General features: G+C 66.6%; 37 protein-coding genes and 1 tRNA gene. 10 read left to right on the top strand and 28 right to left on the bottom strand.

What is annotated here, in order from left to right; translation table 11 throughout:
• Positions 1-17: 17 nt before the first annotated feature.
• Genes rpmD through rpsJ form a run of 20 tightly spaced genes read right to left on the bottom strand, consistent with a single transcriptional unit; the run spans position 18 to position 8,882 of the window.
• Positions 18-221, bottom strand: coding sequence for a 50S ribosomal protein L30 (rpmD, locus tag MTBSS4_RS20880; protein WP_173985298.1), 204 nt, complete (start codon positions 219-221; stop codon positions 18-20).
• Positions 222-235: 14 nt separating this feature from the next.
• Complete coding sequence (rpsE, locus tag MTBSS4_RS20875) at positions 236-865, bottom strand: 30S ribosomal protein S5 (RefSeq protein ID WP_173985297.1); 630 nt, start codon at positions 863-865, stop codon at positions 236-238.
• A 12-nt stretch (positions 866-877) separates the two neighbouring features.
• Positions 878-1,240, bottom strand: a complete 363-nt coding sequence (rplR, locus tag MTBSS4_RS20870) for a 50S ribosomal protein L18 (RefSeq protein WP_173985296.1) — start codon at positions 1,238-1,240, stop codon at positions 878-880.
• 11 nt (positions 1,241-1,251) lie between these two features.
• Positions 1,252-1,785, bottom strand: a complete 534-nt coding sequence (rplF, locus tag MTBSS4_RS20865; RefSeq protein ID WP_173985295.1) for a 50S ribosomal protein L6 — start codon at positions 1,783-1,785, stop codon at positions 1,252-1,254.
• A 13-nt stretch (positions 1,786-1,798) separates the two neighbouring features.
• Positions 1,799-2,197 (bottom strand): 30S ribosomal protein S8, encoded by a 399-nt coding sequence (gene rpsH / locus MTBSS4_RS20860; protein ID WP_173985294.1) that lies wholly within the window; start codon positions 2,195-2,197, stop codon positions 1,799-1,801.
• Between the two features lie 15 nt (positions 2,198-2,212).
• Positions 2,213-2,518 carry a 30S ribosomal protein S14 gene (gene rpsN / locus MTBSS4_RS20855; protein WP_173985293.1) on the bottom strand — a complete coding sequence of 102 codons (306 nt, stop codon included), beginning with the start codon at positions 2,516-2,518 and terminating at the stop codon, positions 2,213-2,215.
• Positions 2,519-2,533: 15 nt separating this feature from the next.
• Positions 2,534-3,073: a 50S ribosomal protein L5 gene (gene rplE, locus MTBSS4_RS20850; protein ID WP_173985292.1), complete on the bottom strand. Its 540-nt coding sequence runs from the start codon at positions 3,071-3,073 to the stop codon at positions 2,534-2,536.
• An 18-nt stretch (positions 3,074-3,091) separates the two neighbouring features.
• Entirely contained in the window at positions 3,092-3,412 is a 321-nt protein-coding gene (rplX, locus tag MTBSS4_RS20845; protein ID WP_173985291.1) for a 50S ribosomal protein L24, read from the bottom strand.
• Complete coding sequence (rplN, locus tag MTBSS4_RS20840; RefSeq protein WP_002725445.1) at positions 3,413-3,781, bottom strand: 50S ribosomal protein L14; 369 nt, start codon at positions 3,779-3,781, stop codon at positions 3,413-3,415.
• Positions 3,782-3,813: 32 nt separating this feature from the next.
• On the bottom strand, positions 3,814-4,053 hold the full coding sequence (gene rpsQ, locus MTBSS4_RS20835; protein ID WP_173985290.1) for a 30S ribosomal protein S17: 240 nt from the start codon (positions 4,051-4,053) through the stop codon (positions 3,814-3,816).
• A 14-nt stretch (positions 4,054-4,067) separates the two neighbouring features.
• Complete coding sequence (rpmC, locus tag MTBSS4_RS20830; protein WP_173985289.1) at positions 4,068-4,271, bottom strand: 50S ribosomal protein L29; 204 nt, start codon at positions 4,269-4,271, stop codon at positions 4,068-4,070.
• Between the two features lie 3 nt (positions 4,272-4,274).
• Positions 4,275-4,691, bottom strand: coding sequence for a 50S ribosomal protein L16 (gene rplP / locus MTBSS4_RS20825; RefSeq protein WP_173985288.1), 417 nt, complete (start codon positions 4,689-4,691; stop codon positions 4,275-4,277).
• 17 nt (positions 4,692-4,708) lie between these two features.
• Positions 4,709-5,392 carry a 30S ribosomal protein S3 gene (rpsC, locus tag MTBSS4_RS20820; protein WP_173985287.1) on the bottom strand — a complete coding sequence of 228 codons (684 nt, stop codon included), beginning with the start codon at positions 5,390-5,392 and terminating at the stop codon, positions 4,709-4,711.
• A 4-nt stretch (positions 5,393-5,396) separates the two neighbouring features.
• On the bottom strand, positions 5,397-5,783 hold the full coding sequence (gene rplV / locus MTBSS4_RS20815) for a 50S ribosomal protein L22 (RefSeq protein WP_173985286.1): 387 nt from the start codon (positions 5,781-5,783) through the stop codon (positions 5,397-5,399).
• Between the two features lie 2 nt (positions 5,784-5,785).
• The gene (gene rpsS, locus MTBSS4_RS20810; protein ID WP_173985285.1) at positions 5,786-6,064 is read right to left on the bottom strand and encodes a 30S ribosomal protein S19; all 279 of its coding nucleotides are present in this window, start codon (positions 6,062-6,064) and stop codon (positions 5,786-5,788) included.
• 13 nt (positions 6,065-6,077) lie between these two features.
• Positions 6,078-6,905, bottom strand: coding sequence for a 50S ribosomal protein L2 (rplB, locus tag MTBSS4_RS20805; RefSeq protein WP_173985284.1), 828 nt, complete (start codon positions 6,903-6,905; stop codon positions 6,078-6,080).
• A gap of 4 nt (positions 6,906-6,909) precedes the next feature.
• Positions 6,910-7,218 (bottom strand): 50S ribosomal protein L23, encoded by a 309-nt coding sequence (locus tag MTBSS4_RS20800; protein ID WP_173985283.1) that lies wholly within the window; start codon positions 7,216-7,218, stop codon positions 6,910-6,912.
• The gene (gene rplD / locus MTBSS4_RS20795; RefSeq protein ID WP_173985282.1) at positions 7,215-7,835 is read right to left on the bottom strand and encodes a 50S ribosomal protein L4; all 621 of its coding nucleotides are present in this window, start codon (positions 7,833-7,835) and stop codon (positions 7,215-7,217) included. Before rplD ends, MTBSS4_RS20800 begins: the two co-directional genes overlap by 4 nt.
• 12 nt (positions 7,836-7,847) lie before the next feature.
• Positions 7,848-8,561 carry a 50S ribosomal protein L3 gene (gene rplC / locus MTBSS4_RS20790; protein ID WP_173985281.1) on the bottom strand — a complete coding sequence of 238 codons (714 nt, stop codon included), beginning with the start codon at positions 8,559-8,561 and terminating at the stop codon, positions 7,848-7,850.
• A 12-nt stretch (positions 8,562-8,573) separates the two neighbouring features.
• Positions 8,574-8,882, bottom strand: a complete 309-nt coding sequence (rpsJ, locus tag MTBSS4_RS20785; RefSeq protein ID WP_002725423.1) for a 30S ribosomal protein S10 — start codon at positions 8,880-8,882, stop codon at positions 8,574-8,576.
• Between the two features lie 301 nt (positions 8,883-9,183).
• Here rpsJ and MTBSS4_RS20780 point away from each other — a divergent pair, with 301 nt between their 5' ends.
• Positions 9,184-10,197, top strand: coding sequence for a class 1 fructose-bisphosphatase (locus MTBSS4_RS20780; protein ID WP_173985280.1), 1,014 nt, complete (start codon positions 9,184-9,186; stop codon positions 10,195-10,197).
• Positions 10,198-10,203: 6 nt separating this feature from the next.
• Here the strand turns inward: MTBSS4_RS20780 and nudC are convergent, their stop codons facing one another.
• Positions 10,204-11,130: an NAD(+) diphosphatase gene (gene nudC, locus MTBSS4_RS20775; protein WP_173985279.1), complete on the bottom strand. Its 927-nt coding sequence runs from the start codon at positions 11,128-11,130 to the stop codon at positions 10,204-10,206.
• A gap of 89 nt (positions 11,131-11,219) precedes the next feature.
• Here nudC and MTBSS4_RS20770 point away from each other — a divergent pair, with 89 nt between their 5' ends.
• Positions 11,220-12,875: an EAL domain-containing protein gene (locus MTBSS4_RS20770; protein ID WP_173985278.1), complete on the top strand. Its 1,656-nt coding sequence runs from the start codon at positions 11,220-11,222 to the stop codon at positions 12,873-12,875.
• 16 nt (positions 12,876-12,891) lie between these two features.
• Here MTBSS4_RS20770 and MTBSS4_RS20765 read toward each other — a convergent pair whose 3' ends face one another.
• Positions 12,892-13,269, bottom strand: a complete 378-nt coding sequence (locus tag MTBSS4_RS20765; RefSeq protein WP_173985277.1) for a hypothetical protein — start codon at positions 13,267-13,269, stop codon at positions 12,892-12,894.
• Positions 13,270-13,364: 95 nt separating this feature from the next.
• Between MTBSS4_RS20765 and MTBSS4_RS20760 the strand changes: the two genes are divergently transcribed.
• A complete protein-coding gene (locus MTBSS4_RS20760; protein ID WP_173985276.1) occupies positions 13,365-13,925 on the top strand; it encodes a thioredoxin family protein in 561 nt (186 codons plus the stop codon).
• Here MTBSS4_RS20760 and MTBSS4_RS20755 read toward each other — a convergent pair.
• The 4 genes from MTBSS4_RS20755 to MTBSS4_RS20740 form a co-directional block, all read right to left on the bottom strand.
• Complete coding sequence (locus MTBSS4_RS20755; protein WP_173985275.1) at positions 13,900-14,733, bottom strand: ABC transporter permease; 834 nt, start codon at positions 14,731-14,733, stop codon at positions 13,900-13,902. The two genes, MTBSS4_RS20760 and MTBSS4_RS20755, sit on opposite strands and share 26 nt — an antisense overlap.
• Positions 14,730-15,671, bottom strand: coding sequence for an ABC transporter permease (locus MTBSS4_RS20750; RefSeq protein ID WP_254432696.1), 942 nt, complete (start codon positions 15,669-15,671; stop codon positions 14,730-14,732). Before MTBSS4_RS20750 ends, MTBSS4_RS20755 begins: the two co-directional genes overlap by 4 nt.
• Positions 15,668-17,317 (bottom strand): peptide ABC transporter substrate-binding protein, encoded by a 1,650-nt coding sequence (locus tag MTBSS4_RS20745; protein ID WP_173985274.1) that lies wholly within the window; start codon positions 17,315-17,317, stop codon positions 15,668-15,670. Before MTBSS4_RS20745 ends, MTBSS4_RS20750 begins: the two co-directional genes overlap by 4 nt.
• A 115-nt stretch (positions 17,318-17,432) precedes the next feature.
• Entirely contained in the window at positions 17,433-17,738 is a 306-nt protein-coding gene (locus MTBSS4_RS20740) for a hypothetical protein (protein ID WP_173985273.1), read from the bottom strand.
• Positions 17,739-17,949: 211 nt separating this feature from the next.
• Here MTBSS4_RS20740 and MTBSS4_RS20735 point away from each other — a divergent pair, with 211 nt between their 5' ends.
• The 6 genes from MTBSS4_RS20735 to MTBSS4_RS20710 all read left to right on the top strand — a co-directional run bounded on the left by MTBSS4_RS20735 (position 17,950) and on the right by MTBSS4_RS20710 (position 22,861).
• Positions 17,950-18,336, top strand: coding sequence for a DUF6165 family protein (locus MTBSS4_RS20735; RefSeq protein ID WP_173985272.1), 387 nt, complete (start codon positions 17,950-17,952; stop codon positions 18,334-18,336).
• Between the two features lie 12 nt (positions 18,337-18,348).
• Positions 18,349-19,467 carry a glycosyltransferase family 9 protein gene (locus MTBSS4_RS20730; protein ID WP_254432695.1) on the top strand — a complete coding sequence of 373 codons (1,119 nt, stop codon included), beginning with the start codon at positions 18,349-18,351 and terminating at the stop codon, positions 19,465-19,467.
• Complete coding sequence (locus tag MTBSS4_RS20725; RefSeq protein ID WP_173985271.1) at positions 19,464-20,582, top strand: glycosyltransferase family 9 protein; 1,119 nt, start codon at positions 19,464-19,466, stop codon at positions 20,580-20,582. The genes MTBSS4_RS20730 and MTBSS4_RS20725 overlap by 4 nt, the downstream gene beginning before the upstream one ends.
• 35 nt (positions 20,583-20,617) lie before the next feature.
• On the top strand, positions 20,618-21,763 hold the full coding sequence (locus MTBSS4_RS20720) for a glycosyltransferase family 9 protein (protein WP_254432694.1): 1,146 nt from the start codon (positions 20,618-20,620) through the stop codon (positions 21,761-21,763).
• Between the two features lie 21 nt (positions 21,764-21,784).
• Positions 21,785-21,870: transfer RNA gene (locus MTBSS4_RS20715), tRNA-Leu, on the top strand.
• A gap of 100 nt (positions 21,871-21,970) precedes the next feature.
• The gene (locus MTBSS4_RS20710) at positions 21,971-22,861 is read left to right on the top strand and encodes a hydrogen peroxide-inducible genes activator (protein ID WP_173985269.1); all 891 of its coding nucleotides are present in this window, start codon (positions 21,971-21,973) and stop codon (positions 22,859-22,861) included.
• A 25-nt stretch (positions 22,862-22,886) separates the two neighbouring features.
• On the opposite strand, the gene MTBSS4_RS20705 is transcribed toward MTBSS4_RS20710, so the two are convergent.
• Together MTBSS4_RS20705 and MTBSS4_RS20700 are read right to left on the bottom strand one after the other, a co-directional pair.
• Positions 22,887-23,393, bottom strand: a complete 507-nt coding sequence (locus MTBSS4_RS20705) for an Lrp/AsnC family transcriptional regulator (RefSeq protein ID WP_173985268.1) — start codon at positions 23,391-23,393, stop codon at positions 22,887-22,889.
• A 92-nt stretch (positions 23,394-23,485) separates the two neighbouring features.
• On the bottom strand, positions 23,486-24,010 hold the full coding sequence (locus MTBSS4_RS20700; protein WP_173985267.1) for a hypothetical protein: 525 nt from the start codon (positions 24,008-24,010) through the stop codon (positions 23,486-23,488).
• 143 nt (positions 24,011-24,153) lie between these two features.
• On the opposite strand from MTBSS4_RS20700, the gene MTBSS4_RS20695 reads away from it, so the two are divergent.
• Positions 24,154-24,450: a YggT family protein gene (locus tag MTBSS4_RS20695; protein ID WP_173985266.1), complete on the top strand. Its 297-nt coding sequence runs from the start codon at positions 24,154-24,156 to the stop codon at positions 24,448-24,450.
• Positions 24,451-24,453 lie beyond the last annotated feature (3 nt).

The raw sequence follows: 24,453 nt of genomic DNA, 5'->3' as shown, positions 1-24,453 counted from the left end.
CCGAACATCCGGAAATCCTATTCTTCCACCTGAATCAGGTGCCGGACCTTGGCGATCATGCCGCGCACCGCCGGAGTATCCTCCAGTTCGCGGGTGCGGCGCATCTTGTTGAGGCCCAGCCCAACCAGGGTGGCGCGCTGATCGGCCGGGCGGCCGATGGGGCTGCCCACCTGGGTAACCTTGACGGTGGTCTTGGTGGCGGTCTTGTTCTTGGCGGCCATTGGTCGAACCCTCCTCAAGCGCCGGCGGCGGCCGCGGCGGCGGCTCCGTCGCGACGGCCGATGATCTCGCCGACCTTCTTGCCGCGCTTGGCGGCAACCGAGCGCGGCGACGCCAGGTTGACCAGAGCGGCGAAGGTCGCCTTGATCATGTTGTGCGGGTTGGAGGTGCCGAGGCACTTGGCCACGACGTCCTGCACGCCCATGGTCTCGAACACGGCGCGCATCGGGCCGCCGGCGATGATGCCGGTACCGGCCGGGGCGGCGCGCAGCACGACGCGGCCGGCGCCAAAGCGGCCGAAGGCGTCATGATGAAGGGTGCGACCCTCGCGGAGCGCGATCTTGACCATGTTGCGCTTGGCCTGCTCGGTGGCCTTGCGGATGGCCTCGGGAACCTCGCGGGCCTTGCCGGAGCCGAAGCCGACGCGCCCCTTGGCGTCACCGACCACGACCAGGGCGGCGAAGGCGAAGCGACGGCCACCCTTCACCACCTTGGCGACGCGGTTGATGTGCACCAGCTTGTCGACGAATTCCGATTCCTCGCGCTCGCGCGGGGTCTGCTCGCCGCCGCGACCACGGCCGCGGTCGCTGCGCTCGCCGCCGCGGCCCCGCTCGGGCCGATCACTAGTGGTGGGAGTACGTGCCATTGCTCATCATCCTCAGAAAGACAGGCCGCCTTCGCGGGCAGCGTCGGCCAGGGCCTTGACCCGGCCGTGATAGATGTAGCCGCCACGGTCGAACACCACATCGGTGATGCCGGCCGCCTTGGCCCGCTCGGCGATCAGCTTGCCGACGGCGGCCGCGGCCGTCTTGTCGGCGCCGGTCTTCAGGTCGCCCTTCAGTTCCTTGTCCAGGGTGGAGGCGGCGACAAGGGTGACGCCCTTGCTGTCGTCGATCACCTGGACATAGATGTTCTTGCCAGAGCGGAAGACCGACAGCCGCAGACGGCCATGGCTCTTCTGTTTGATGCTCTGACGGGTGCGCCGCTTGCGGCGCTCGAATAGATCCTTCGGCGTCATCATGGCGGTACCCTTTACTTCTTCTTACCTTCCTTGCGGAGGATAGTCTCGGTTTCGTACTTGATGCCCTTGCCCTTGTAGGGTTCGGGACCGCGGAACGAGCGAATCTCCGCCGCGATCTGGCCGACGCGCTGACGGTCGCGGCCGGAAATCGAGATGGCGGTGGGCTTGTCGCACTTCATGGAGATGTCGTCCGGGATCGGGAACTCGATATCGTGCGAGTAGCCGAGTTGCAGCTTCAGCACCTTGCCATCCACGGCGGCGCGATAGCCGACGCCGTTGATTTCGAGGTTGATGGTGAAGCCGTCAGACACACCCTTGACCATGTTGTTCAGCAGGGCACGGGTGGTGCCCCACATCATGCGGGCTTCCTTGGTTTCGTTCTTGGGCTTCACCCACAGCTGGCTGCCATCGAGGCTGACCTCGACGCAGTCCCTGGCGGTGAGCTGGGATTCGCCCAGCTTGCCCTTGACGGTGATATCGGGACCGGAAATCTGGACGGTGACCCCCGACGGCACCGAGACGGGATATTTGCCGACTCGCGACATGTGAGAGCCCTCCTCAGAACACTTCGCAGAGGACTTCGCCGCCGACATTCTGGGCGCGAGCCTCAGTGTCGGACATGACGCCCCTCGGGGTCGAGAGGATGGTGATCCCCAACCCGTTGGCGACGCGGCGAAGGTCGGCGATCTTGGAATAGACGCGACGGCCCGGGGTGGAGACGCGCGAAATCTCGCGGATCACCGGCTGGCCCTCATGATACTTGAGCTCGATATTGAACTCGGCGATGCCGGCGCGGACATCGACGCGGTTGTAGCCGCGGATGTAGCCCTCGCGCTTCAGCACTTCGAGCACATTGGCGCGAAGGCTGGAGGCCGGGGACTTGACGGTGGCCTTGTTCGCCCGCTGTCCGTTGCGGATGCGGGTGATCATATCGGCGAGAGGATCGGTCATGGACATGGACTGAGCCCTCCCTTACCAGCTGGACTTGGTCATGCCGGGAATCTGGCCCTGCGAGGCGAGCTCGCGAAGCTTGTTCCGGCACAGCTTGAACTTGCGGTAGTTGCCGCGCGGACGACCGGTCAGCTCGCAGCGCAGGCGCACGCGAACCTTGGACGAATTGCGGGGCAGCTCGGCCAGCTTGAGGGTCGCCTCGAAGCGCTCCTCGGGGCTGGCTTCCCGGTTGTTGGCGACCGCCTTCAACTTGGCGCGGCGGTTGGCGAACTGCTTCGCCAGGCGCTCGCGCTTCTTGTTGTTCTCGACGGAGCTGATCTTAGACATTGCCTATAACTCCACTCAGGCCACGAACGGCATGTCGAAACCCTTGAGGAGCGCCTTGGCCTCCTCATTGGTGTCGGCGGTCGTGACGAAGATGATGTCCATTCCCCGCGTGGTCTCGACCTTGTCGTAGTCGATTTCCGGGAAAATGAGCTGCTCCTTCAGTCCCAGCGAGTAATTGCCGCGACCGTCGAAGCTCTTGGCCGGCACGCCGCGGAAGTCGCGGACGCGCGGCAGGGCGATGTTGATCAGCCTGTCGAGGAACTCGTACATACGATCCGACCGCAGGGTGACCTTGCAGCCCACCACCTGGCCTTCGCGCAGCTTGAACTGGGCGATGGAGGTCTTGGCCCGGGTCACCACCGGCTTCTGGCCGGCGATCAGGGTCAACTCGGCGACCGCCGATTCGATCTTCTTGGCATCCTGGGCGGCTTCACCGACGCCCATGTTGATGACGATCTTCTCAAGCTTGGGCACCTGCATCGGGTTCGCGTAGTCGAACTCCTTTTGCAGCGCCGGCTTGATGACGGTTTCATAATGCTTGCGCAAGCGTGCCATCGTGCTGTCCTTTCGCCCTTACCGGTCGATGACTTCGCCGGAGCGGCGCGCGATGCGCACCTTGCGGCCGTCTTCGAGAATCTTGTGACCGATGCGGGTCGGCTTGCCGTCCTTGGGGTCTTCGTGGGCGACGTTGGAGACGTGAATCGGCGCCTCCTTCTCCACGATGCCGCCCTGCTGGGTGGCGGACGGGCGGGTATGGCGCTTCACCATGTTGACGCCCTGGACGACGACGCGCTGCTCCTTGGGGCTGGCGGAAAGGACTTCGCCCTTCTTGCCCTTGTCCTTGCCGGCGAGCACGACGACGCGATCACCCTTCTTCACGTTGAGGGAAGCCATTTAGAGCACCTCCGGAGCCAGCGAGATGATCTTCATGAACTTCTTGCCGCGAAGCTCACGGGTGACCGGCCCGAAGATACGGGTGCCGATGGGCTCGCCCTGCTTGTTGATCAGCACGGCGGCGTTGGTGTCGAAGCGGATGGCCGAACCGTCGGCGCGACGGATTTCCTTGGCGGTGCGAACGATGACGGCGCGATGCACGTCACCCTTCTTCACGCGGCCGCGCGGAATGGCTTCCTTGATGGAGACGACGATGACGTCGCCCACCGTGGCGATGGTGCGGTGCGAGCCGCCCAGCACCTTGATGCACTGCACCCGGCGGGCTCCCGAATTATCGGCGACGTCCAGGTTGGTTTGCATCTGGATCATGTTGCGTCTTCCTTATCCCAGTTCAGCGCCCGTCAAGCCTGCGGCTCGACGATCACTTCCCAGCACTTGGTCTTCGACAGCGGACGGCACTCGCGGATGCGAATGGTGTCGCCGGCCTTGAAGGTGTTGTTCTCGTCGTGGGCGTGGTACTTCTTGGAACGACGGATGAACTTCTTGTAGATCGGGTGCATCACGCGCCGTTCGACGCGGACCACCACGGTCTTGTCCATCTTGTCGCTGGTGACCACCCCTTGAAGAATGCGCTTCGGCATGTCGCGTGATCTCCTTAGGACGCGCTTGCGGCGCGCTGGCCGAGCAGCGTCTTGATGGTCGCGATCTCGCGACGCACCGCACGCACCCGGGACGTGTTCTCCAGCTGGCCCGAGGCCTTCTGGAAGCGAAGGTTGAACTGCTCCTTCTTCAACTCCAGAACCCGCTCCTTGAGCTGGTCCGAAGTCTTCTGGCGCAGATCGGCAGCCTTGGTGGCCATGGCTCAGATCTCCCCGATACGGCTGACGAACTTGGTCTTGATCGGCAGCTTGGCGGCGGCCAGGGCAAAACCATGACGGGCGATCTCTTCCGACACGCCCTCGACCTCGAACAGGATGCGGCCGGGAGCGACGCGGGCCACCCAGAATTCCGGCGCACCCTTGCCCGAGCCCATGCGGACTTCGGCGGGCTTGCTGGAGACCGGCAGGTCCGGGAAAATCCGGATCCAGACGCGGCCCTGACGCTTCATGTGGCGGGTCAGGGCACGCCGGGCGGCCTCGATCTGACGGGCGGTGATGCGCTCGGGCTCCAGGGCCTTGAGGCCATAGGCGCCGAAGTTCAAGGCCGAGCCACCCTTGGTCTCACCCTTGATCCGGCCCTTGTGAGCCTTACGATATTTGGTACGCTTGGGCGAAAGCATCTCTCAAACCCTCTCGATCAGCGGCCCGCCGGGGCGGTCTCGCCCGCGGCGCGCTTGTCCTGAGCCATGGGGTCATGGGCGAGAATCTCGCCCTTGAACACCCAAACCTTGACGCCGCAGGTGCCATAGGTGGTCTTGGCGGTGCCGACACCGTAATCGACATCGGCGCGCAGCGTGTGCAGCGGCACCCGGCCTTCGCGGTACCACTCCATGCGGGCGATCTCGGCGCCGCCCAGACGGCCGGAGCAATTGATCCGGATGCCCTGGGCGCCGAGGCGCATGGCCGACTGCACGGCGCGCTTCATGGCGCGGCGGAAGGCGACGCGGCGTTCCAGCTGCTGGGCGATGGACTCGGCCACCAGCTGGGCGTCCAGTTCCGGCTTCCTGATCTCGACGATGTTCAGGTGAACCTCGGCGCCGGTCATCTTGGACAGCTCCTTGCGGAGCACCTCGATGTCGGCGCCCTTCTTGCCGATCACCACGCCCGGACGGGCGGTATGGATGGTGATGCGGGCCTTCTTGGCCGGCCGTTCGATGACCACGCGCGACACGCCGGCCTGGGCCAGCTTCTCGCGCAGGTACTTCCTGAGCTTCAGGTCCTGATGCAGCAGCTTGGCGTAGCTCTCGTCGGCGAACCAGCGGGAATCCCAGGTCCGGTTGATACCGACGCGAAGGCCGATCGGATTGACTTTCTGACCCATCTGGTTACTCCCCCGCCGCTTCGGCGCGTTCGCGCACGATGACGGTCAGATTGCTGAACGGCTTCTCGATGCGGGTGGACCGGCCACGGGCACGCGACGCCCAGCGCTTCATCACCATGGCCTTGCCCACATGGGCTTCGGCAACATACAGCCGGTCGACGTCCAGCTGGTGGTTGTTCTCGGCGTTGGCGATGGCCGATTGCAGCACCTTCCGGACCTCGACGGCGATGCGCCGCTTGGAGAAGGTGAGCGCGTTCAGCGCCACCTCGGCCTTCAGGCCGCGGATGCTCTCGGCAACCAGGTTGAGCTTGCGGGGGCTGGTGCGGATGGTCGACGCGAAGGCCTTGGCCTCGGTGTCCGCCAGGACCCGCTCTGCGGATTTCTTGCCCATGGCTACTTCCTCTTCGCCTTCTTGTCGACGGCATGGCCGTAGAACGTCCGGGTCGGCGAGAACTCACCGAACTTGTGACCGACCATGTTCTCGGTCACCAGCACGGGGATGAACTTCTGGCCGTTGTAGACGCCAAAGGTCAGGCCGACGAACTGCGGCAGGATGGTCGAACGACGCGACCAGATCTTGATGACCTCGTTGCGGCCACTGGCGCGGGCCTTGTCGGCCTTTCCCAGCATGTAACCGTCGACGAAGGGACCCTTCCAAACGGAACGAGCCATATTCTCGCTCCTCCTACTGGCTCTGACGGCGGCGCATGATCAGCCGGTCCGTCTTCTTGTTGCTGCGAGTCTTCTTGCCCTTGGTCGGCTTGCCCCACGGAGTGACCGGATGGCGGCCGCCCGAGGTGCGGCCTTCGCCGCCGCCGTGCGGGTGGTCGATCGGGTTCATGGCGACGCCGCGAACACTGGGACGACGGCCCAGCCACACCGAACGGCCGGCCTTGCCCAGCGAGACGTTCTGCTGGTCGGGGTTGGACACGGCGCCGATGGTGGCCATGCACTCGCCCCGGACCATGCGCAGCTCGCCGGACGACAGGCGGAGCTGGGCGTAGCCCTGGTCCTTGCCGACCAACTGGACGTAGGTGCCGGCGGAGCGGGCCATCTGGCCGCCCTTACCCTGCTTCAGCTCGACGTTGTGCACGACGGTGCCGACCGGAATGTTCTTCAGCGGCATGGCGTTGCCGGGCTTGATGTCGGCCTTCTCGCTGGCGACCACCTGATCGCCCACCGCCAGACGCTGCGGCGCGATGATGTAGCGCTTCTCGCCGTCGGCATACGACACCAGGGCGATGAAGGCGGTGCGGTTGGGATCGTATTCCAGCCGCTCCACCGTCGCCGGCATGTCGAACTTGTTACGCTTGAAGTCGATCAGGCGATAGCGGCGCTTATGCCCGCCACCACGCCAGCGCATGGTGATGCGACCGGTGTTGTTGCGGCCGCCCTTCGAGCGCAGACCCTCGGTCAGCGCCTTTTCCGGCTTGCCGGCCCACAATTCCGAGCGATCCACCTGCACCAGCTGGCGGCGGCCCGGAGTCGTCGGCTTGAATGTCTTCAGTGCCATGGCGTCAGACTCCCGTGGTCACGTCGATGGAGTGGCCCTCGGCCAGGGTAACGACCGCCTTCTTGACGTCGCTGCGCACGCCGACCCGACCGCGGAACCGCTTGACCTTGCCCTTCTGGATCAGGGTGTTCACGGCGGTGACCTTCACCCCGAAAATCCCTTCGACAGAGGCCTTGATCTCCGGCTTGGTCGCATCCAGCGGAACCTTGAAGGTCACCTGGCGGAACTCGGAGCCCATGGTCGCCTTTTCGGTGATCACGGGGGCGCGGACGACGTCGTACATCCGCTCCTTGCTGATGACGAGCTTGCTCATTTCAGGCGAGCCTCCAGGGCTTGCACCGCGTCCGTGGTCAGGACCAGGGTGTCGCGACGCAGGATGTCGTAGACGTTGGCGCCCACCTGCGGCAGCACATCCACATGCGGAATGTTGCGGCTGGCCAGGGCGAAGTTGCCGTCCACGGCGGCGCCGTCGATGAACAGGACCGAATTCCAGCCGAGCTTGGACAGACGCGCCGCCAGCTCCCTGGTCTTCGGGCTGTCGACCTTGGCGGCGTCGAGCACGATCAGCTTGCCGTCGGCGGCCTTGGCCGACAGGGCGGTCTTCAGCGCCAGCTTGCGGACCTTCTTGGGCAGGTCGTGGGCGTGCGAGCGCACCACCGGGCCGAAGATGGTGGCACCGCCGCGGAACTGGGCGCTCCGCAGCGAGCCCTGACGGGCACGACCACCGCCCTTCTGATTGAAGGGCTTCTTGGTGGTGCCGGAGATCTCGCTGATCCCCTTGGTCTTGTGATTGCCGGTCTGGCGCTTGGCCAGCTGCCAGTTGACGGCGCGGAACAAGATGTCGGCGCGGACCGGCAGGCCGAACACGGCGTCGGCCAGGTCGATCTCGCCGACGGTCTGGTTGTCCAGGCTGATTACGTTCGTCTTCATCGCCATTCTTCCTTACTGCTCGCCGGCTTCGGCCGAGGGAGCGGCGGCGGCGGCGGCCTTGATGCCGGCCGGGAACGGCACGCCATCGGGCAGCTTGCGCTTCACCGCGTCGCGGACGAGCACCCAGGACCCTTCGTGGCCGGGCACCGATCCCTTGACCAGGATCAGGCCGCGATCCGCATCGGTGGAGACCACCGTGAGGTTCTGCGTGGTCACCTGCACGTCACCCAGGTGACCGGCCATCTTCTTGCCCTTGAACACCTTGCCGGGGTCCTGGCGCTGGCCGGTGGAACCATGGGAACGGTGGGACACCGAAACGCCGTGGGTGGCTTCGAGGCCGCGGAAGTTCCAGCGCTTCATGCCGCCGGCGAAACCCTTGCCGATGGTGTTGGCTGTGACATCCACGAACTGGCCGGGAATGAAGTGGGCGGCGGAAAGTTCGGTGCCGACCTCGAGAACGTTCTCGGGGGAGACGCGGAACTCGACGACCTTCTTCTTGGGCTCGACCTTGGCCTTGGCGAAATTGGCGCGAGCGGGCTTGCTCACGTTCTTCACCTTGGCCTGGCCTGCGCCAAGCTGGACGGCCAGATAGCCGTCGGTTTCCACAGAGCGGGTCGAGACCACCTGACAGGTGTCGACCTTCAGCACGGTGACGGGCACATGGGTGCCGTCCTCGGTGAAGATCCTCGTCATGCCGACCTTCTGGGCGATGAGACCGGATCGCATCGTTGATTATCCTTAGAGCTTGATCTCGACGTCGACGCCGGCGGCCAGGTCGAGCTTCATCAGCGCATCCACGGTCTGGGGCGTCGGATCGACGATGTCCAGCAAACGCTTGTGCGTGCGAATTTCGAACTGCTCGCGCGACTTCTTGTCGATGTGCGGGCTGCGGTTGACGGTGAACTTCTCGATCCGGCTCGGAAGCGGGATCGGTCCGCGCACCTGCGCCCCGGTCCTCTTGGCGGTGTTGACGATCTCGCGGGTGCTCTGGTCGAGCACGCGGTGATCGAACGCCTTGAGGCGGATGCGGATGTTCTGGCTTTCCATGTTCAAGTCATCCGTCAAATCGGAAAGGCGCCCCGTCGGGGCGCCGATCGGTGAATCAGGTTCAGTTCAAAGAGCCTCCCGCAGTCAGCCACCCCGCACAGGGCCGCTCTTACGGAAAAGGCCGAAGCCGAAGGCCGGTCTTATACAGGGAGTCCCGGGCCTTGGCAACGCCAAAGAATCTCCGGGCGTCCGCCGGCGGAGCGTCACCCTGGCACGTTGCATTTTCATATGAGGATCGGCTAACACTGCGGCCACCAGCGGACGACGGGGCCATACCTCGCGGATCAAGGAGAGGGACGACATGCCGTATCATAGAATCACCATGACCCACTTCCTGTTGCAGGAGCAGCGCCGCAAGGGGGCGTCGGGGTCGTTCACCGCCCTGATGACCGACATCATTTTCGCCTGCAAGATGATCGCCCACGAGGTCAACCGCGGCGCCCTGGCCGGCAATCACGGCCTGGCCGGGTCCGAGAACGTGCAGGGCGAGGACCAGAAGAAGCTGGACGTCCTGGCCAACGACATATTCATGCACATGAACGCCCTGGGCGGCAACTACGCCGGCATGGCCTCGGAGGAGCTGGAGGACGTCCACGCCGTCCACGGCGCGGCCGACGGCAAGTATCTGCTGCTGTTCGACCCGCTGGACGGATCGAGCAATATCGACGTCAACATCTCGGTGGGCAGCATCTTCTCGATCCTGCGGCTGCCCGAGGGCGTCAACACCATCGAGGAGGCGGCCTTCCTGCGCAAGGGCGTCGAGCAGGTGGCGGCCGGCTACGCCTTGTACGGCTCGTCCACCATGATGGTCATCACCACCGGCAACGGCGTCAACGGCTTCACCCTCGACAACAATGTCGGCATGTTCATGCTGACCCATCCGGACATGAAGATTCCCGAGGACACCAAGGAATTCGCCATCAACGCCTCGCGTTCGCGGTTTTGGGAGCCGCCGGTCAAGCGCTATGTCGACGAATGCCAGGCCGGCAAGGAAGGCCCAAGGGGCAAGGACTTCAACATGCGCTGGGTCGCCTCGATGGTGGCCGAGGTCCATCGCATCCTGGTGCGCGGCGGCGTGTTCATGTATCCGGCCGATAGCGAGAACATGAAGAAGGGCGGCAAGCTGCGCCTGATGTACGAGGCCAATCCCATGGCCTTCATCGTCGAGCAGGCCGGCGGGCTGGCCACCACCGGCCGTGGCCGCATCATGGACATGGCGCCGACCCATCTGCATCAGCGGGTGCCGGTGATCCTGGGGTCGCGCAACGAGGTCGAGCGCCTCGATTCCTACCACGCCGAGTTCGACGGAAAGTAACCCCCCTCAACGTCCCAGCCACCGTTCGATCAGGTGGCGGGCGATGGAATCCCGGCTGGGCAGGAACAGCCCGGCCGGGCCGGGGGTGGCCGCCTCGCCGAACCCGGCCGCCTCGGCTCGCGTGAACCAGCGGACATCCTCGATCTCGTGACGGTCGGGATTGGGCTCGCCGCCTTCGGCCAGGGCGGTGAAGCCGATCATCAGCGACGACGGAAACGGCCAGGGCTGGCTGGCGGCGTAGCTGGCCGACAGGACCCGGATGCCGGCCTCTTCCCAGACCTCGCGGGCCACCGCCTCCTCCAGGGATTCGCCCGGTTCGACGAAGCCGGCGAGGCAGGAATACATCCCCGGCGGCCAGGCGGGCTGGCGGCCCAGCAGGGCGCGGCCGTCGCCGTCGGTCACCAGCATGATGATGGCTGGGTCGGTGCGGGGGAAGTGCAGCGCGCCGCACGACGGACGGAGACAGCGCAGCGAATGGCCGGCGTCGGCGACCGCCAGCCCGTCGCCGCAGGTGGCGCAGTGGCGGGTGCGGCCGCGCCACACCAGCATCCCCCTGGCATAGGCCAGCAGGGCGGCGTCGTCGCCGGCCAGCGTGCCGCCGACCGAGCGCAGCGACACCCAGCGGCCACCGCCCATCTCCGGCCCGTCGTCGCCGGCGTCCACCGCCGAGATGTCCAGCGCCAGGACCGGCGCGGCGTCCGCCGCCACTCCCAGCAGCAGCCCGGGCGCCGCCGCGACGTCGAAGCCCGCCGGCAATCGGTCGCGGGGCAGGCGGCATGCCGCCGGCGGCGTGCCGTCGACCAGTTGGCGTCCGCGCCAGAACGGCACGAACCGGGCGTCGCCGGCATTCAGCATGGCCGTCAGGTCGGCGTCGAGGCGCAGGCGGTGGGCGCGGTCCAGGGCCAGGCCGGAATAGAGGAGCGACGGGGTCATGGCCGGAACATGACACGAGGTGACGAAGGCTGACCACAAGATCATTGCGCTTTGGGTCGCGATGGGGAAAATTGGCGCCACGGTGATGCATGAGTGATACGCAAGCCCTCGTCGACAGTTTGCTGGAAAACGTCCGTGACGCGATCATCATCGCGGATGCCGGCGGCCGGGTCGTTCGCCTCGGCAAGGCGTTCGGCGTGATCACCGGCTTTTCCGACGAGACGGCTGACATCGCCGCCATGGCCGACCTGGGTGAGCATTTCATGCGGGAGGCGTTGTCGCCCCAGTCCGACGGCCGCTGGCACGGCATCGCCAAGTGCGGCGACGGGGTCGAGCGCGCCTTCGAGGTCGCGGTCACCGCCATCAACGGCGCCAGCCCCTTTCCCAGTCTCTATCTCGGCATGGTCCGCCCCGCCGCCGATCTTTCCCCCATGTCCATGGAAATGGGGCAGTTCGGCTACGATCCCCTGACCGGCCTGCCCAACCGCGACCTGTTCGTCGACCGCGTCGGCCAGACGGTGCTCCAGGCCAACCGCAAGGGCGGCTCGGTGGCGCTGATGATGATGGGGCTCGACCGCTTCACCCTGGTCAACGACGCCCTGGGCCATGCCGCCGGCGACCGCCTGCTGGTGGAGATCGCCCGGCGCCTGAGGGTCTGCGTGCGCGAGACCGATTCGGCGGTGCGGCTGGAGGGCGACAAATTCGCCCTGGTCCTGGCCATCGCCGATGTGGACGACAGCGTCATCGTCGCCGAGAAGGTGCTCAGCGCGGTCAAGGAACCGTTTGCCCTGGACGGGCAGGAGGTGGTGGTCACCTTCTCCATCGGCATCAGCGTGCTGCCGGTGGACGCCGATTCCGGGGCGCAGATGATCAAGCACGCCGAGAACGCCCTGCACCACGCCAAGATTTCGGGGCGCAACCAGTACCAGTTCTTTTCCAAGGACATGAACCGCAAGGCCCGTTCACGCCTCGAACTGGAGGCGCGCATGCGCCGGGCGCTGGCCGGCGACGAATTCGTCGTGTTCTATCAGCCCAAGGTTTCGGCCGACCGCGACACCATCGTCGGCGCCGAGGCGTTGATCCGCTGGATGGACCCCGAGCGCGGCATGGTCTCGCCCGGCGAATTCATTCCGGTCGCCGAGGAGAGCGGCCAGATCGAGGCCATCGGCAGTTGGGTGCTGTGGAAATCCTGCCAGCAGAACAAGCTGTGGCAGGATGCCGGCCTCAATCCCATCAAGGTCTCGGTCAACGTCTCGGCCCGCCAGTTCCACTCCCGCGCGCTGCTCGACACCGTCGTCGAGGTGCTCGACCGCACCGGACTCGATCCGAAATGGCTGGAACTGGAAATCACCGAAAGCATGCTGATGAACGATGTCGATACGGCGGTGCGCAAGATGACGGCGCTGCGCGACCTCGGCATCGGCCTGTCCATCGATGATTTCGGCACCGGCTATTCGTCGCTGTCCTATCTGGGGCGGTTTCCCATCACCACCTTGAAGATTGACCGCGCCTTCATCGCCGACGTGGATTCCAATCCGAAGACCGCCGAGATCGCCCGGGCCATCATCGGGCTGTCACGCGGCCTCAACCTGGAGGTCGTCGCCGAGGGGGCCGAGGTGAAGGAGCATATCAGCTTCCTGCGCGACAACGGCTGTGACACGGTCCAGGGCTTCTACTACTCGCGGCCGGTCGCCGCCGCCGAGTTCGAGAAGCTGATGCGCCAGCGCGTCATGGCGCATTGCTGAGGGCGACGGGGGCGGGTCAGCGGATCGGGGTCGAGGCGGGAACGAAGCCCAGCAGGTGGTCGTTGCCCTCGTTGTAGGGCTGGGCGAAGCAGCTGGGCCGGGCCAGCGAGGCGTAGCAATAGACCTGTTGCGGCGGCGGCGGGCGTCCCGGCCAGTCGCGGCAGTAATCCTCGCCCCGCTCGGCCCGCGGGCTGGAACAGTCCTTGCTGGTGATCCAGCCGATGATGTGGTCGCCTATGGTCTTGTGGGTGTTGATCAGGCTGAACGCCTCCAACTGGAAGAACGTATAGGGATTGGGCAGCGGCTTGGGCGCGTCGGCGATGCCGGCGCGGTTCACGTAGGCGCAGCCGCCGAGAAGCAGCACGCCCGCACAAATGATGAACCGCCGGATCATTTTCATGATCTCCCAAGTCTGATCCCTTGTATCTTGTGACTCCGACCTTGCGGAATCAATGGGCAGTTTCTGCCCATCATCAGGGAGGATTGGACGTGGCGGTTTCCCCCCCTTTCTGCGCCTTCGGCTGGACGGCGCCCGACTTCGCCCTGCCCGGCGTCGATGGCCGGGTCCGGACCCTGGCCGATATCGCCGGTCCCCGCGGAACCCTGATCGCCTTCATCTGCAACCACTGCCCCTACGTGGTGGCGATCATCGACCGTCTGGTCCGGGATGCCGAGGAATTGCGCGGCCTCGGCATCGGAGTGGCCGCCATCAACGCCAACGACGCGCTTCAGTATCCCGAGGATTCCTTCGAGGCCATGGCGGCGTTCGCCCAACGCCACCGCATCGGCTTTCCCTATCTGCACGACGAAAGCCAGCAGGTCGCCCGGGCCTACGATGCGGTCTGTACCCCGGATTTCTTCGGCTTCGATGCCGGGCTGGGGCTGCAATACCGTGGCCGGCTGGATTCGTCGGGCCGGCTGCCCGCCGCCCCCGACGTCCGCCGCGATCTGGTCGAGGCCATGCGGCAGGTCGCGGCGACCGGGCGTGGCCCCGCCGACCAGATCGCCAGCATGGGCTGTTCCATCAAGTGGAGGCAGAGCGGGGATTGAGGCTCCGCTGCAAGCCGTCGCCCAGCAGGTTGAAGCCCAGCACGGTGAGGAATATGGCGGCGCCCGGCCATACCGCCAGTTGCGGCGCGCTCCACACCGCGTCCATGGCCCCGGTCAGCATGTTGCCCCACGACGCCAGCGGCGGCCGGATGCCGAGGCCGAGGAACGACAGCGCGCTTTCGATCAGGATGATGTGCCCTACCGAAAGCGTCGCCGCCACCACGATGGGGGAGGCGACATTGGGCAGGATGTGGCGCAGCATGATGCGCGACGGCGAGGCGCCCATCGCCACGGCGGCGCGCACGAAGTCGCGGCCGCGCACCGACAGGGTGGCGGCCCGCACCAGCCGTGCCACCGTGGTCCAGCCGACGCAGGCGATGATCGCCGCCAGCCGGGCGACGGCGAAGCTTTCCGAGCCCTGGATATCGGCGGGAACGCCCAGCTTGGCCGGATCGGCGGCGGCCAGCACGATCAGCAGCGGCAGCAGCGGCAGCGCCATGACGCCGTCGGTCAGCCGCATCAGCGCGGCATCGGCCAGACCGCCGTGATAGCCGGCCACCAGCCCGATCGCGGTGCCGATGATCGTGGCCAGCAGGGCGGTGGCCAGCGCCACCGCCAGCGAGATGCGTCCGCCCTGGAGCAGGCGGGCGGCAAGGTCGCGCCCCAACTCGTCGGTGCCCAGCGGATGGTCCGGCGATGGCGGCGCGAAGCGGGCGGCGAGATCCATGGCGTCGGGCTCGGGCAGCAGCAGCGGCCCCAGCAGCGCCGCCAGCGCCAGCAGCAGCAAGATGAGGACACCGGCCCTCATTGGCGCCTGATCCTGGGATCGAGCCGCCAATAGGCGAGATCGGCCAGGGCCGAGCCGGCCAGGGTCATGGCGGTGGCCAGCAGCAGGCCCGACAGCGCCAGATTGAAGTCGTTGCCCATCACCGCCTCGTAGATCAGGCGGCCCATGCCGGGCCAGGCGAACACCGTCTCGGTGATCAGGGCGCCCGAGAACAGGCCGCCCACCTCCAGCGCCACGATGGTGACGATGGGCAGCAGGGCGTTGCGCAGCTGGTGGCGCACCAGCACGCGGGACGGCGAGCAGCCCTTGGCGCGGGCGGTGCGGATATAGTCGTGCCCGGCCTCTGCCAGCATGGCGGCCCGCATGTGCCGGGCGTACTGGCCGATGCCGGCCAGGGCCAGGGCCGAAACCGGCAGCACCATGTGGGCCAGGCGGCCGCCCTGGTCGCCGGTGACGGCCGCCATGCCGCCGGCCGGCAGCCAGCCCAGGGTGACGGCGAACACCACGATCAGCATCAGCCCCAGCCAGAACACCGGCACCGACACCGAGGCGAACGCCAGCAGGTTGACCGTCCGGTCCAGCATCGATCCCGGCCGCCCTGCCGCCAGGATGCCGAGCGGCAAGGCCACGGCCAGGGCGAGACCAAGGCTGGTCGCCATCAGGATGGCGGTGTTGAGCAGGGCGGGGGCCATGGCCTCGGCTACCGGGCGGGCATAGAGGCGTGAATAGCCCAGTTCGCCCTGAAGCAGCCGCGCCAGCCAACGCCCCCAGCGTTCGGTCCAGGGCTTGTCCAGGCCGTACAGCGCCTTCAGCCGGGCGGCGTCGGCGGAGCTCAGGTTTGGATCGGCGGCGATCATCAGGTCGATGGGATCGCCCGGCATCAGCCCCATCAGGCCATAGACGATGAACGACATCGTCAGCAGCACCGCCAGCGATTGCAGCAGTCGGGACGCGATCACTCCCACCGCCAGCGCTCCACCCAATAGGGCGAGGGGTCCTGGTGGCCGGTGGGCTCCAGCCCCTTCAGCGCCTTGGGCATGACGAAGGCGTCGGCCCGGAAATACAGCGGCAAGGCCGGCAGGTCGGCGGCGTAATGGTCCTGAAGCTCGCGCCACAGCGCCTTGCGCCGGTTCCGGTCCAGTTCCACCTCGATGGCGCCCAGCAGCTTGTCCATGCGGGGGTCGGAATAGCCGGTGTAGTTCTGGCCCGACCAGTTGTTGGCGGCATTGGGCACCGAATCGGAATGCAGGGTCGAGCGCGGCACGCTTTCCGGCGCCGAATACCAGGCGAACATGGCCATGTGGGGGAACTTGCGCCGGGTTACCGTCTCGCCGAACAGCACGCGGGGCGGCTCGGTACGGATGCGCAGCTCGATTCCGGCCTTGCGCCACTGGGATTGCAGCACCTGCGCCACCAGTTCGCGGGTCCGGTTGCCGGCGGTGGTGACCAGTTCCAGCGACAGCCTTTCTCCCTTGATGTTCACCCGGATGCCGCCGGGGCCGGGTTTCCATCCGGCCTCTTCCAGCAGGGCGGCGGCCCGGGCAGGGTCGAAGGAATAGCGATAGGTGTCGGTGGCGTGGACCCAGTCGGCGGGCGGCACCATGGAATCGGCCACTGGCTGGCGGCCGCCGAACAGCTGCCGGGTCAGCGAAACCCGGTCCAGAGCCAGCAGCAGGGCGCGGCGCAGCCGCACGTCGGCCAGGACCGGCGAGTCCATGTTGAGGTCGAGATGTTCGTAGGTGAGGCTGGGCTTGGTGACCACCGCGTAGCGGGCGCCGTTGCGCTTCTCGAAGGCCATGGCCTGATCCAGCGGCAGGCCCAGTTCGCCCGCGATCATGTCGATGCCGCCCGACAGCAGGTTGGCCTCCAGCGCGGCGGTGTTTTCCACCGTCCTGACGACGATGCGGCGGAAGGCGGGTTTGGGGCCGGCCCAGTGGACATTGGGCTCCAGCGCCACATGGCTGCCCTGGACCACCTGGGCGATACGGTAGGGGCCGTTGTAGAGGCCCGGATTGGTGGTGTCCTGGTCGAAGGCGTTGCGGTTGCGGTACTCGGCCGGAGCCGGCTGGAACCGCGGCCGCTCGATATGGGCCGGCAGCAGGCGCAGGTCGTTGATGGCGTTGTAATTGAAGGTCACCCGGTCGATATGCAGGGTGAAGCTGCGCTCGTCCCTGACGTCGATGGCGGTGATGCGGCGGAACAGCTCGGCGCTGGCGACGCCGGACTGGGGATGCCGGCCGACCTCCCAGCTGAATACCACGTCGTCGCTGGTTACCGGCTTGCCATCGCCCCACCGGGCGTCGGCTTTCAGGGTATAGGTGACGGCGATGCCCGTCCCGCCGTCGGGTCGGGTCTCGACCTTGGCCAGTCCATTCTCGATGGTGGGCAGGGTCTCGCACAGCATGCAGACCAGTTGCCACGAGGAATCGTAGGCGGTGATGGGGCGCTGGGCGAAGGCCAGGACATAGGTCTTGGCCAGCATGGATTCGATGGAGGGGTGGAAGGTGGCGGGAAACTGGGTGATGCCGATCACCAGTTCGTCCTTCGCCATGGCCGGAAAGCCGAGCAACGTCGTCAGCATGGTGGCGGCAAGCAGGCGGCGCATGGGGCTCTCCCGGCAATGAAGCTCCAAGACAGCATCGAAGCCCCACCCCCGGCTGTCAAGCCGGGGGTGGGGCTGAAGCGAAGCGACTGGCGCGTCCGGCGCCTGGGTCGGGGGCCTACCTGCGGGGAGGAACCGCCTGACGATACGGGCAGCCTTCCGGCAGTTGGGTCGGATCGATCTTGCCGTCGGGGCCGATGACGGCGGCCATCATGCCGCGGCCATAGCCGGGACCGCCGCCCCGCATCACCATGCCGGGGCCTGGGGTGAAGGTGCCGTCCTGGCGCGCCTGGACCATCTGTTCGTGACGCCAGCCGGGCGTCCAGGTCTGGGTGGCGGCGGGAGGATCGGCGGCGAGCGCGGTGCAGGCGGCGACGGTGGTGACGAGCGCGAGACCGGCGAGGACTTTGAAAACGGTCTTCATGGTGACCTCCTCTGCAATCCCCTCTGTCATGCAAGGATTATCCCTCCGGCCGGTAACGCCGGAATGTCGGGGGGAAAGTACCGTGTAACAGAGGGTAACGGCCGATATCCGGCCACCGCCCCGGTTGCGGGAGGGCGCGAACAACCCCCTTTTGCCCAATGTCCGGAAATCTGCTAAACAGCGCGCAGTTTCCGTGCTGTGAAGGTTCGCCATGTCCGTTCTGGTGCCCGTGTCGTGGGGCGAAATCATCGACAAGATCACAATTCTCGAAATCAAGGCCGAACGTCTTGACGATCCCGCCAAGCTGGCCAACGTCAATAAGGAGCTGGGCGAGCTGGTGGCGGTGCGCGAACGCGAATTTCCCGCCCATGGCCCCCTTGCCGCCCTGTCGGCCGAACTGAAGGCCATCAATGAGAAGTTGTGGGTGATCGAGGACGATATCCGTGACTGCGAGCGGGGCAAGGATTTCGGCCCCAGGTTCGTCGAGCTGGCCCGCGCCGTCTACTTCACCAATGACGAGCGCGCCGCCGCCAAGCGCCGGGTCAACGATCTGCTGGGCTCGGCGCTGATCGAGGAAAAGTCCTACGCGCCGTATTGAGGGAGCCCCTCGTTGAAGCTGCATCGCCTGATCGATCCGGTTCTGGGGCTGGAGCGACGCCTGTCGCCCCGGCGCGGTCCGGCCTCGGGGGTGCTGCTGATCTCGGCCGGTGGCCTGGGTGACACCGTGCTGTTCTCGCTGGTGCTGCCGCGCTTCATGGAACTGGCGCGGCCGGGCGAGAGCGTCACGGTACTGCTGCGTTCGGACGGCGCCCGCATGAGCTTCGTCTTTCCGTCCGGTGTCCTGGTGCGCAAGGTCGATTTCGGCCGCCTGCGCCAGCCTGGCTATCGCCGCCGCACCCTGGCCGATCTGCACCGGGCCAATTACCGCCTGGTGGTGTCCGCCGACTTCCTGCGTCATCCCGACCTGGACGAGGCTCTGGCCGTCGCCTGCGCCGCCCCCGAGACCGCCGCCATGGTCCCGCGCCCATGGCCCAAGCATGACCGCCGCCTCAAGGCCAATGCCCGGCGCTGGTCGCGGCTGTTCGAGTCCGGAGACGTCCGCCAGGACAAGGTGGTGCGGCTTGCCCGTTTCGCCGATTTCCTGACCGGCCGGGTGGTGCCGCCGCCCCGGGTCGCGCTGCCGCCCGAGCGGATGCCGCCCGCGACCGCCCTGACCGCGCCCACCGTCATCATCCAGCCGTTCTCGGCGGTGAAGGCCAAGCAGAGCCCTCCCGCCCTCTACCGCCGCATCATCGCGGCCCTGCCCCGGGACTGGCGGGTCCGTATCGCCGGCCATGCCAGCGACCTGGACCGCAATCCCGATTACCGGCCGCTGCTGGACCTGCCCGGCGTGTCGTTCGAGCCGGCGCCCTTCGCCGAACTGGCCGGCCTGCTGCGCTCGGCCCGTCTGGTGGTGTCGGTGGACACCGCCTGCATGCATCTGGCCGCGGCCACGGGCGTTCCCACCTTGTGCCTGGCCAGCGCCGCCTATGTGGGCGAGATCGTGCCCTATGCCGCCGACATCCATCCCGACAACCTGACCGTCCTGTGGCATCCCATGGAATGCCAGGGCTGCCTGGGCGATTGCCGGTTGCCGCCGGTTGAGTCCATGTACCCTTGCGTTGCCGCCCTGAATGAGGCAGAGGTGATGACAGCCCTGCGCCGGGTGACGGAGGAGGCACGGTCATGACGATCGCCGCGTTGCTGGACCCCTTGCTGCGCTTCTATCTGCGCTACAAGCGCCGTCGCCGCCGGGCCGAGGGCGTGCTGCTGGTCAGTTCGCGCGGTCCGGCCGAAATGGTGTTCCTGTCGGCGGTGCTGCCGCGCTTCATGCGCCTGGCTCAACTGGACGAGACCGTGACCCTGCTGTGCCGGCCCGACGCCGCCGGCATGGCCTTTCTGTTTCCCCGCCTGCTCAAGGTGCGGCGGATCGAATTCCGCCGCCTCGACGAACTGGACTATCGCTGGCAGGCCTTTATCGACCTGCATGCCCAGCATTACCGCCTGATCGTGTCGCTGGATTACGTGCGGGAACACGACCAGGACGAGGCGCTGATCATCGCCGCCGACCCGGCCGAGACCGCCGGCATGGTGCCGCCGCCCTACAAGCGCAATTTCCACCAGCGCCTGGAGGAAAGCGAGAAGGTCTTCGATATCCTGTTCGATTCCGGCCCCATCCGTCAGGACAAGATCCTGCGCTGGTCGCGCTTCGCCGACGAGGTGCTGGACGATCGCCAGTTGCCCGCCCTGGCCTTGATTCCCGACGGCCAGTTGCCCAATGCCGAACGCCTGCCCGATACCGTGGTGTTCTTCCCATTCTCCGGCATCAAGGCCCGCCAGTTGCCCATGGACATGTGGCGCCAGATGGCCGAGGCAGTGCCGCCGCAGTGGAAGATACTGGTGGCGGGACACCGCAACGACTTCGACCGCAACCCCGAATACATGGCGCTGATGGCGCTGCCCAACGTCGCCATGGAAACCTCGGGATTCGAGCGTCTCGCCTCCATCCTGATGGGATGCCGCATGGCCATCGGCGTCGATACCGCCGGCCTGCATCTGGCGGTTCTGCTGGGGGTTCCCACCATGTGCATGGCCAGCGCCGCCTATGCCGGCGCGGGCGTTCCCTATGACGAGCGGGTGGTGCCCGACAACGTCCAGTTCATCTACGTTCCCATGGAATGCCAGGGCTGCCTGGGCCGCTGCAAGTATCCGCTGGAGAACGGCATGTACAAATGCGTGGCCGCCATCGACACCGAACAGCTTCTGGACACCATCCGCACCACCTTCCCGCGGGGGGCGTATTGAGTCTTTTTCCCCGTGGCATGCGGCGGCGATGGTGGATGTTCCGGCCCATCGACGCCCTGGTGGCGTTGTGGCCCGTGCGACGCCGGCGCCGGGGCCTGCTGGTGGTGCGCATGGACGGCATCGGCGACATGGTGATGTTTCGCGCCGCGCTGGAGCGCTATCCCGACGCCTTCGGGGTTGCGAAATCCGACATCACCGTCCTTGGCTGCAATTCGTGGAAGTCTCTGGCCGACGAGGTGTTCGCCGGCTTCACCGTGGTGACCATCGACGAGCACGCCTTCGAGAAGAAGTGGCTCTACCGCCTGAAAATCTCCCTGTGGGTGCGGCGCCAGGGGTTCGAGGTGGCGGTGTGCGACATGTTCATGCGCAAGACCCTGACCGCCGACAGCCTGATGTGGGCCAGCCGGGCGGGCGAGCGCATCGTCTGCCAGCCTTTCGTCACCGACCGGACCAGGGCGGAATATGCGTGGTATCTGGCCAGGGCGACGCGGGTCATCGATACCGGCCCCTACCCGACCCACGAGGGCTTGCGCCACTTCACCTTTCTCCAGGCGCTGACCGGCACCCGCCAGCCGCCCGAGATTCCCGCCATTCCCTGGCGCGATCGGCCGCCGCCTCTGCCCGGGGGCGGACCCTACGTGGTGATGAATTTCGGCTCCAACGAGCCCGGACGCCGCTGGCCGTTCCCGCATTTCCTGGAACTGGCCCGCCATTGTCTCGACGCCGGTTATCGGGTGGTGTTCGTCGGGGCCGGTCAGGAAGCCTTCGCCAAGCCCCAGCTGGCGGAAATGAACCACCCCGGCGTCGTCGACGCCATCGGCGGCCTTGGACTGCCCCAGTTGGTCGACGTGATGAAGCACGCCGCCTGCGTGGTCAGCAACGACACCGGCCCCGGCCATCTCGCCCTTGGGGTCGGCGCCGCCACCGTTCTTTTAGCCGGCGGCGGCCATTTCGGCTGTTTCGTGCCCTATCCCGAGGCGATCCGCCCTCCCCGGGCGATTTTTCTCAACCAGCCCATGGAATGCTATCACTGTCTGTGGCGCTGCCCCAAGCGGACGAGCCCGCAGGACCCGTTTCCCTGCGTTTCCGGCATTGCCGTCGACGCCGCGTGGCGGGCGGTGCGAACGCTGCTGGCCGCTGGGGCTGAAAATCCGTTGACCCGCCTTCCGCCTCCGCTATAGTCCCGCCACCGTTCTTGCGGTGCCCCAGTGGCGGAATGGTAGACGCGGCAGACTCAAAATCTGTTGCCGGCAACGGCGTGCTGGTTCGAGTCCGGCCTGGGGCACCATTAATTTCAAGCAATTGCGGCATGTTCTCGACGACCCCCATCAGGGTGGCGGTGCCGGTCGGGGCCGCGTTCGGCCCCCGATCCGGTCCAAAAGGGAGCCATGCAGACCCACCTGCCCACGATCCGTCAGTTGCGCTATCTGGTGGCGGTGGCCGAGCACCTGCATTTCGGCCGCGCCGCCGAGGCCTGCCTCGCCACCCAAAGCACCCTGTCCGCCGGTCTCCAGGAACTGGAATCCCTGTTGGGGGTCACCTTGGTGGAGCGCACCAAGCGCCGGGTTCTGATGACGCCGCTGGGCGACGAGGTGGTGGTTCGCGCCCGTGAGGTTCTGCGCGGCGCCGAGGATATCGCGGACCTGGCCCGTGCTGCTGGTCAGCCGCTGTCGGGGCCGCTGCGCCTGGGAGTGATTCCCACCATCGCCCCGTTTCTGCTGCCGCAGGTGCTGCCGGATCTGCGGCGGAGCTATCCCGGGCTCAAGCTGACCCTGCGCGAGGACCTGACGGCGCGGCTGCTGGAGCGCCTTGCCGGCGGCGGTCTCGACGTCGCCTTGCTGGCCTTGCCCTTCGACGCCCCCGACATGGAGATGGTGCCGCTGGCCACCGATCCGTTCCTGCTGGCTTGCCGGCCCGATCATCCCCTGGCCGCCAAGGACGCCATCACCGGCGCCGATCTGGCCGGCGCCGAATTGCTGCTGCTGGAGGAGGGGCATTGCCTGCGCGAGCATGCCCTGGCCGCGTGCTCGCTGCCCGGACCCAGGCGGGGCGACGGGATACTGGGCACCAGCCTGGGCACCCTGGTGCAGATGGTGGCGTCGGGAATGGGCGTGACCCTGGTTCCCGAACTGGCGGTCAGGGCCGGCCTGCTGCGCGGTACCGACCTGCTCACCCGTCCGCTGCTGCGGGGCGGCCACCGCCTGCTGGGGCTGGCGTGGCGGAAGTCGAGCCCGCGCGGCGCCGAATTCCGCCTGCTGGGTCGGGTGCTGTTTCCCTAGGGCGTGTCCCCGGTTAGCACATGGCCTAGGAATGGACGGCGTCGGGCTCGGTCCCGCCGTCGATGTCGATGGGGACGCCGGGTTGCAGCTTGGAGGTGCGGATCGCCAGGGCGCTCTTGACGTGGCTGATATTGGGCGCGGCGGTCAGGCGGGTGGTCAGGAAGCGCTGGTAGTCGTCCCAGTCATGGGCCACCACCTTGAGCAGGAAATCGGTCTCTCCCGCCAGCATGTGACATTCCCGCACCTCGGGCCAGCCCTTGACCAGATCCTCGAACGCCTTCAGATCGGCCTCGGCCTGGCTGTTCAGGCCCACATGGGCGAAGACGGTGACGTTGTAGCCCAGCGCCCCGGGGTCGATCTCGGCATGATAGCCCTTGACGAAGCCGGCATCCTCCAGCGCCCGGACCCGCCTCAGGCAGGGTGGCGCCGAAATCCCGGCGCGGCGCGCCAGTTCGACATTGGTCATGCGGCCATCGGCTTGCAGATCGGCGAGGATGCGGCGATCGATCCGGTCGAGCTTGACCCGTTGCATAAGAGAACTCCAAAACCCCTCGTGTTTGCGAAATTATATTACAAAGGCTGGCCCCGGCAAGCCTCACTTTCAACGGAGGGGAAGAAGCGGCCCTAGGTTTGCTGGGACAAGGGGGCGCCCTGCGGCGTCTTGATGCGCAGGCCCGGGGTGGGGATGTGGGCGATGAAGCGGCATTGAACCAGCCTGGAACGGCTTTGCAGCAGGGCGGCGTGGCTGGCGAACAGGGCGGCCGCGTCGATGGCGCACAATCCCATGCTGATCCGCATGGCCAGGGGGGCGAGGGCGGCCATCAGCGGAATGGCGAACAGCAGCGGCAGCAGGCCGTACAGGAAGGTGTCGCGCCAGCGCCGGGCCCGGACCACCGCCACCGCCAGCCGGGCCGCCGGCGAGGCCAGCACCAGGTCCACCTTGGCCTGACGCACCACGTTCGACGCGATCATCGCGGCCTGGGGCGGCAGTCCCTCGAAACTGGACTCCAGGGACAGGCCGTCGGGACTGGGGGTGAAGGTGGCCCGCAACGCCTCCGCCGGCCATTGCGATCTGGGAATGGCCTGGCGAATCCGGGTGTAGACGGCCCGCGAGAAAGCCGCGTCGGGGGAAAGGATCTCGTTGATCATTCTCTGGCCGGCGGTCTTGGCTGTCGGCACTTTGACACGTTGCCGGCCGCCAGCCAAGCCCGTTCGACGTCTAGAACTTGCGTGCCGCCGTCACTGCGGCTAGGTTTGGGGCGCCTTGCAAACAGCCTTCGGGGTAACCGGCCATGCACGCGATTTTGACCTCCCTGATCGAGGTCGCCCTCCTGGCCTTGAACCTGTACTGGTACATCATCCTGGCTTCGGTGATTGTCAGCTGGCTGGTGACGTTCGGCGTTCTCAACACCTACAATTCCACGGTCCGGACCATCATCGACGTGATCAACCGCCTGACCGAACCGGCCCTGCGCCCCATCCGGCGGGTGATGCCGGACCTGGGCGCGGTGGACCTGTCGCCCATCGCGCTGTGGCTGATTCTCTATTTCGTGATCAGGGTGCTGGAACAGGCCCGCTATTCCATCTGACCC

Origin of the sequence: Magnetospirillum sp. SS-4 (assembly GCF_902729425.1) — a bacterium.
GTDB lineage: Bacteria > Pseudomonadota > Alphaproteobacteria > Rhodospirillales > Magnetospirillaceae > Phaeospirillum.
This window is presented reverse-complemented; position numbering and strand designations above follow the sequence as displayed.

Bases quoted from the DNA above. Each gene is read 5' to 3' on its own strand.
- rpmD (WP_173985298.1), bottom strand. From the start codon at position 221: ATGGCCGCCAAGAACAAGACCGCCACCAAGACCACCGTCAAGGTTACC.
- rpsE (WP_173985297.1), bottom strand. From the start codon at position 865: ATGGCACGTACTCCCACCACTAGTGATCGGCCCGAGCGGGGCCGCGGC.
- rplR (WP_173985296.1), bottom strand. From the start codon at position 1,240: ATGATGACGCCGAAGGATCTATTCGAGCGCCGCAAGCGGCGCACCCGT.
- rplF (WP_173985295.1), bottom strand. From the start codon at position 1,785: ATGTCGCGAGTCGGCAAATATCCCGTCTCGGTGCCGTCGGGGGTCACC.
- rpsH (WP_173985294.1), bottom strand. From the start codon at position 2,197: ATGTCCATGACCGATCCTCTCGCCGATATGATCACCCGCATCCGCAAC.
- rpsN (WP_173985293.1), bottom strand. From the start codon at position 2,518: ATGTCTAAGATCAGCTCCGTCGAGAACAACAAGAAGCGCGAGCGCCTG.
- rplE (WP_173985292.1), bottom strand. From the start codon at position 3,073: ATGGCACGCTTGCGCAAGCATTATGAAACCGTCATCAAGCCGGCGCTG.
- rplX (WP_173985291.1), bottom strand. From the start codon at position 3,412: ATGGCTTCCCTCAACGTGAAGAAGGGTGATCGCGTCGTCGTGCTCGCC.
- rplN (WP_002725445.1), bottom strand. From the start codon at position 3,781: ATGATCCAGATGCAAACCAACCTGGACGTCGCCGATAATTCGGGAGCC.
- rpsQ (WP_173985290.1), bottom strand. From the start codon at position 4,053: ATGCCGAAGCGCATTCTTCAAGGGGTGGTCACCAGCGACAAGATGGAC.
- rpmC (WP_173985289.1), bottom strand. From the start codon at position 4,271: ATGGCCACCAAGGCTGCCGATCTGCGCCAGAAGACTTCGGACCAGCTC.
- rplP (WP_173985288.1), bottom strand. From the start codon at position 4,691: ATGCTTTCGCCCAAGCGTACCAAATATCGTAAGGCTCACAAGGGCCGG.
- rpsC (WP_173985287.1), bottom strand. From the start codon at position 5,392: ATGGGTCAGAAAGTCAATCCGATCGGCCTTCGCGTCGGTATCAACCGG.
- rplV (WP_173985286.1), bottom strand. From the start codon at position 5,783: ATGGGCAAGAAATCCGCAGAGCGGGTCCTGGCGGACACCGAGGCCAAG.
- rpsS (WP_173985285.1), bottom strand. From the start codon at position 6,064: ATGGCTCGTTCCGTTTGGAAGGGTCCCTTCGTCGACGGTTACATGCTG.
- rplB (WP_173985284.1), bottom strand. From the start codon at position 6,905: ATGGCACTGAAGACATTCAAGCCGACGACTCCGGGCCGCCGCCAGCTG.
- MTBSS4_RS20800 (WP_173985283.1), bottom strand. From the start codon at position 7,218: ATGAGCAAGCTCGTCATCAGCAAGGAGCGGATGTACGACGTCGTCCGC.
- rplD (WP_173985282.1), bottom strand. From the start codon at position 7,835: ATGAAGACGAACGTAATCAGCCTGGACAACCAGACCGTCGGCGAGATC.
- rplC (WP_173985281.1), bottom strand. From the start codon at position 8,561: ATGCGATCCGGTCTCATCGCCCAGAAGGTCGGCATGACGAGGATCTTC.
- rpsJ (WP_002725423.1), bottom strand. From the start codon at position 8,882: ATGGAAAGCCAGAACATCCGCATCCGCCTCAAGGCGTTCGATCACCGC.
- MTBSS4_RS20780 (WP_173985280.1), top strand. From the start codon at position 9,184: ATGCCGTATCATAGAATCACCATGACCCACTTCCTGTTGCAGGAGCAG.
- nudC (WP_173985279.1), bottom strand. From the start codon at position 11,130: ATGACCCCGTCGCTCCTCTATTCCGGCCTGGCCCTGGACCGCGCCCAC.
- MTBSS4_RS20770 (WP_173985278.1), top strand. From the start codon at position 11,220: ATGAGTGATACGCAAGCCCTCGTCGACAGTTTGCTGGAAAACGTCCGT.
- MTBSS4_RS20765 (WP_173985277.1), bottom strand. From the start codon at position 13,269: ATGATCCGGCGGTTCATCATTTGTGCGGGCGTGCTGCTTCTCGGCGGC.
- MTBSS4_RS20755 (WP_173985275.1), bottom strand. From the start codon at position 14,733: ATGAGGGCCGGTGTCCTCATCTTGCTGCTGCTGGCGCTGGCGGCGCTG.
- MTBSS4_RS20745 (WP_173985274.1), bottom strand. From the start codon at position 17,317: ATGCGCCGCCTGCTTGCCGCCACCATGCTGACGACGTTGCTCGGCTTT.
- MTBSS4_RS20740 (WP_173985273.1), bottom strand. From the start codon at position 17,738: ATGAAGACCGTTTTCAAAGTCCTCGCCGGTCTCGCGCTCGTCACCACC.
- MTBSS4_RS20735 (WP_173985272.1), top strand. From the start codon at position 17,950: ATGTCCGTTCTGGTGCCCGTGTCGTGGGGCGAAATCATCGACAAGATC.
- MTBSS4_RS20725 (WP_173985271.1), top strand. From the start codon at position 19,464: ATGACGATCGCCGCGTTGCTGGACCCCTTGCTGCGCTTCTATCTGCGC.
- MTBSS4_RS20720 (WP_254432694.1), top strand. From the start codon at position 20,618: ATGTTCCGGCCCATCGACGCCCTGGTGGCGTTGTGGCCCGTGCGACGC.
- MTBSS4_RS20710 (WP_173985269.1), top strand. From the start codon at position 21,971: ATGCAGACCCACCTGCCCACGATCCGTCAGTTGCGCTATCTGGTGGCG.
- MTBSS4_RS20705 (WP_173985268.1), bottom strand. From the start codon at position 23,393: ATGCAACGGGTCAAGCTCGACCGGATCGATCGCCGCATCCTCGCCGAT.
- MTBSS4_RS20700 (WP_173985267.1), bottom strand. From the start codon at position 24,010: ATGATCAACGAGATCCTTTCCCCCGACGCGGCTTTCTCGCGGGCCGTC.
- MTBSS4_RS20695 (WP_173985266.1), top strand. From the start codon at position 24,154: ATGCACGCGATTTTGACCTCCCTGATCGAGGTCGCCCTCCTGGCCTTG.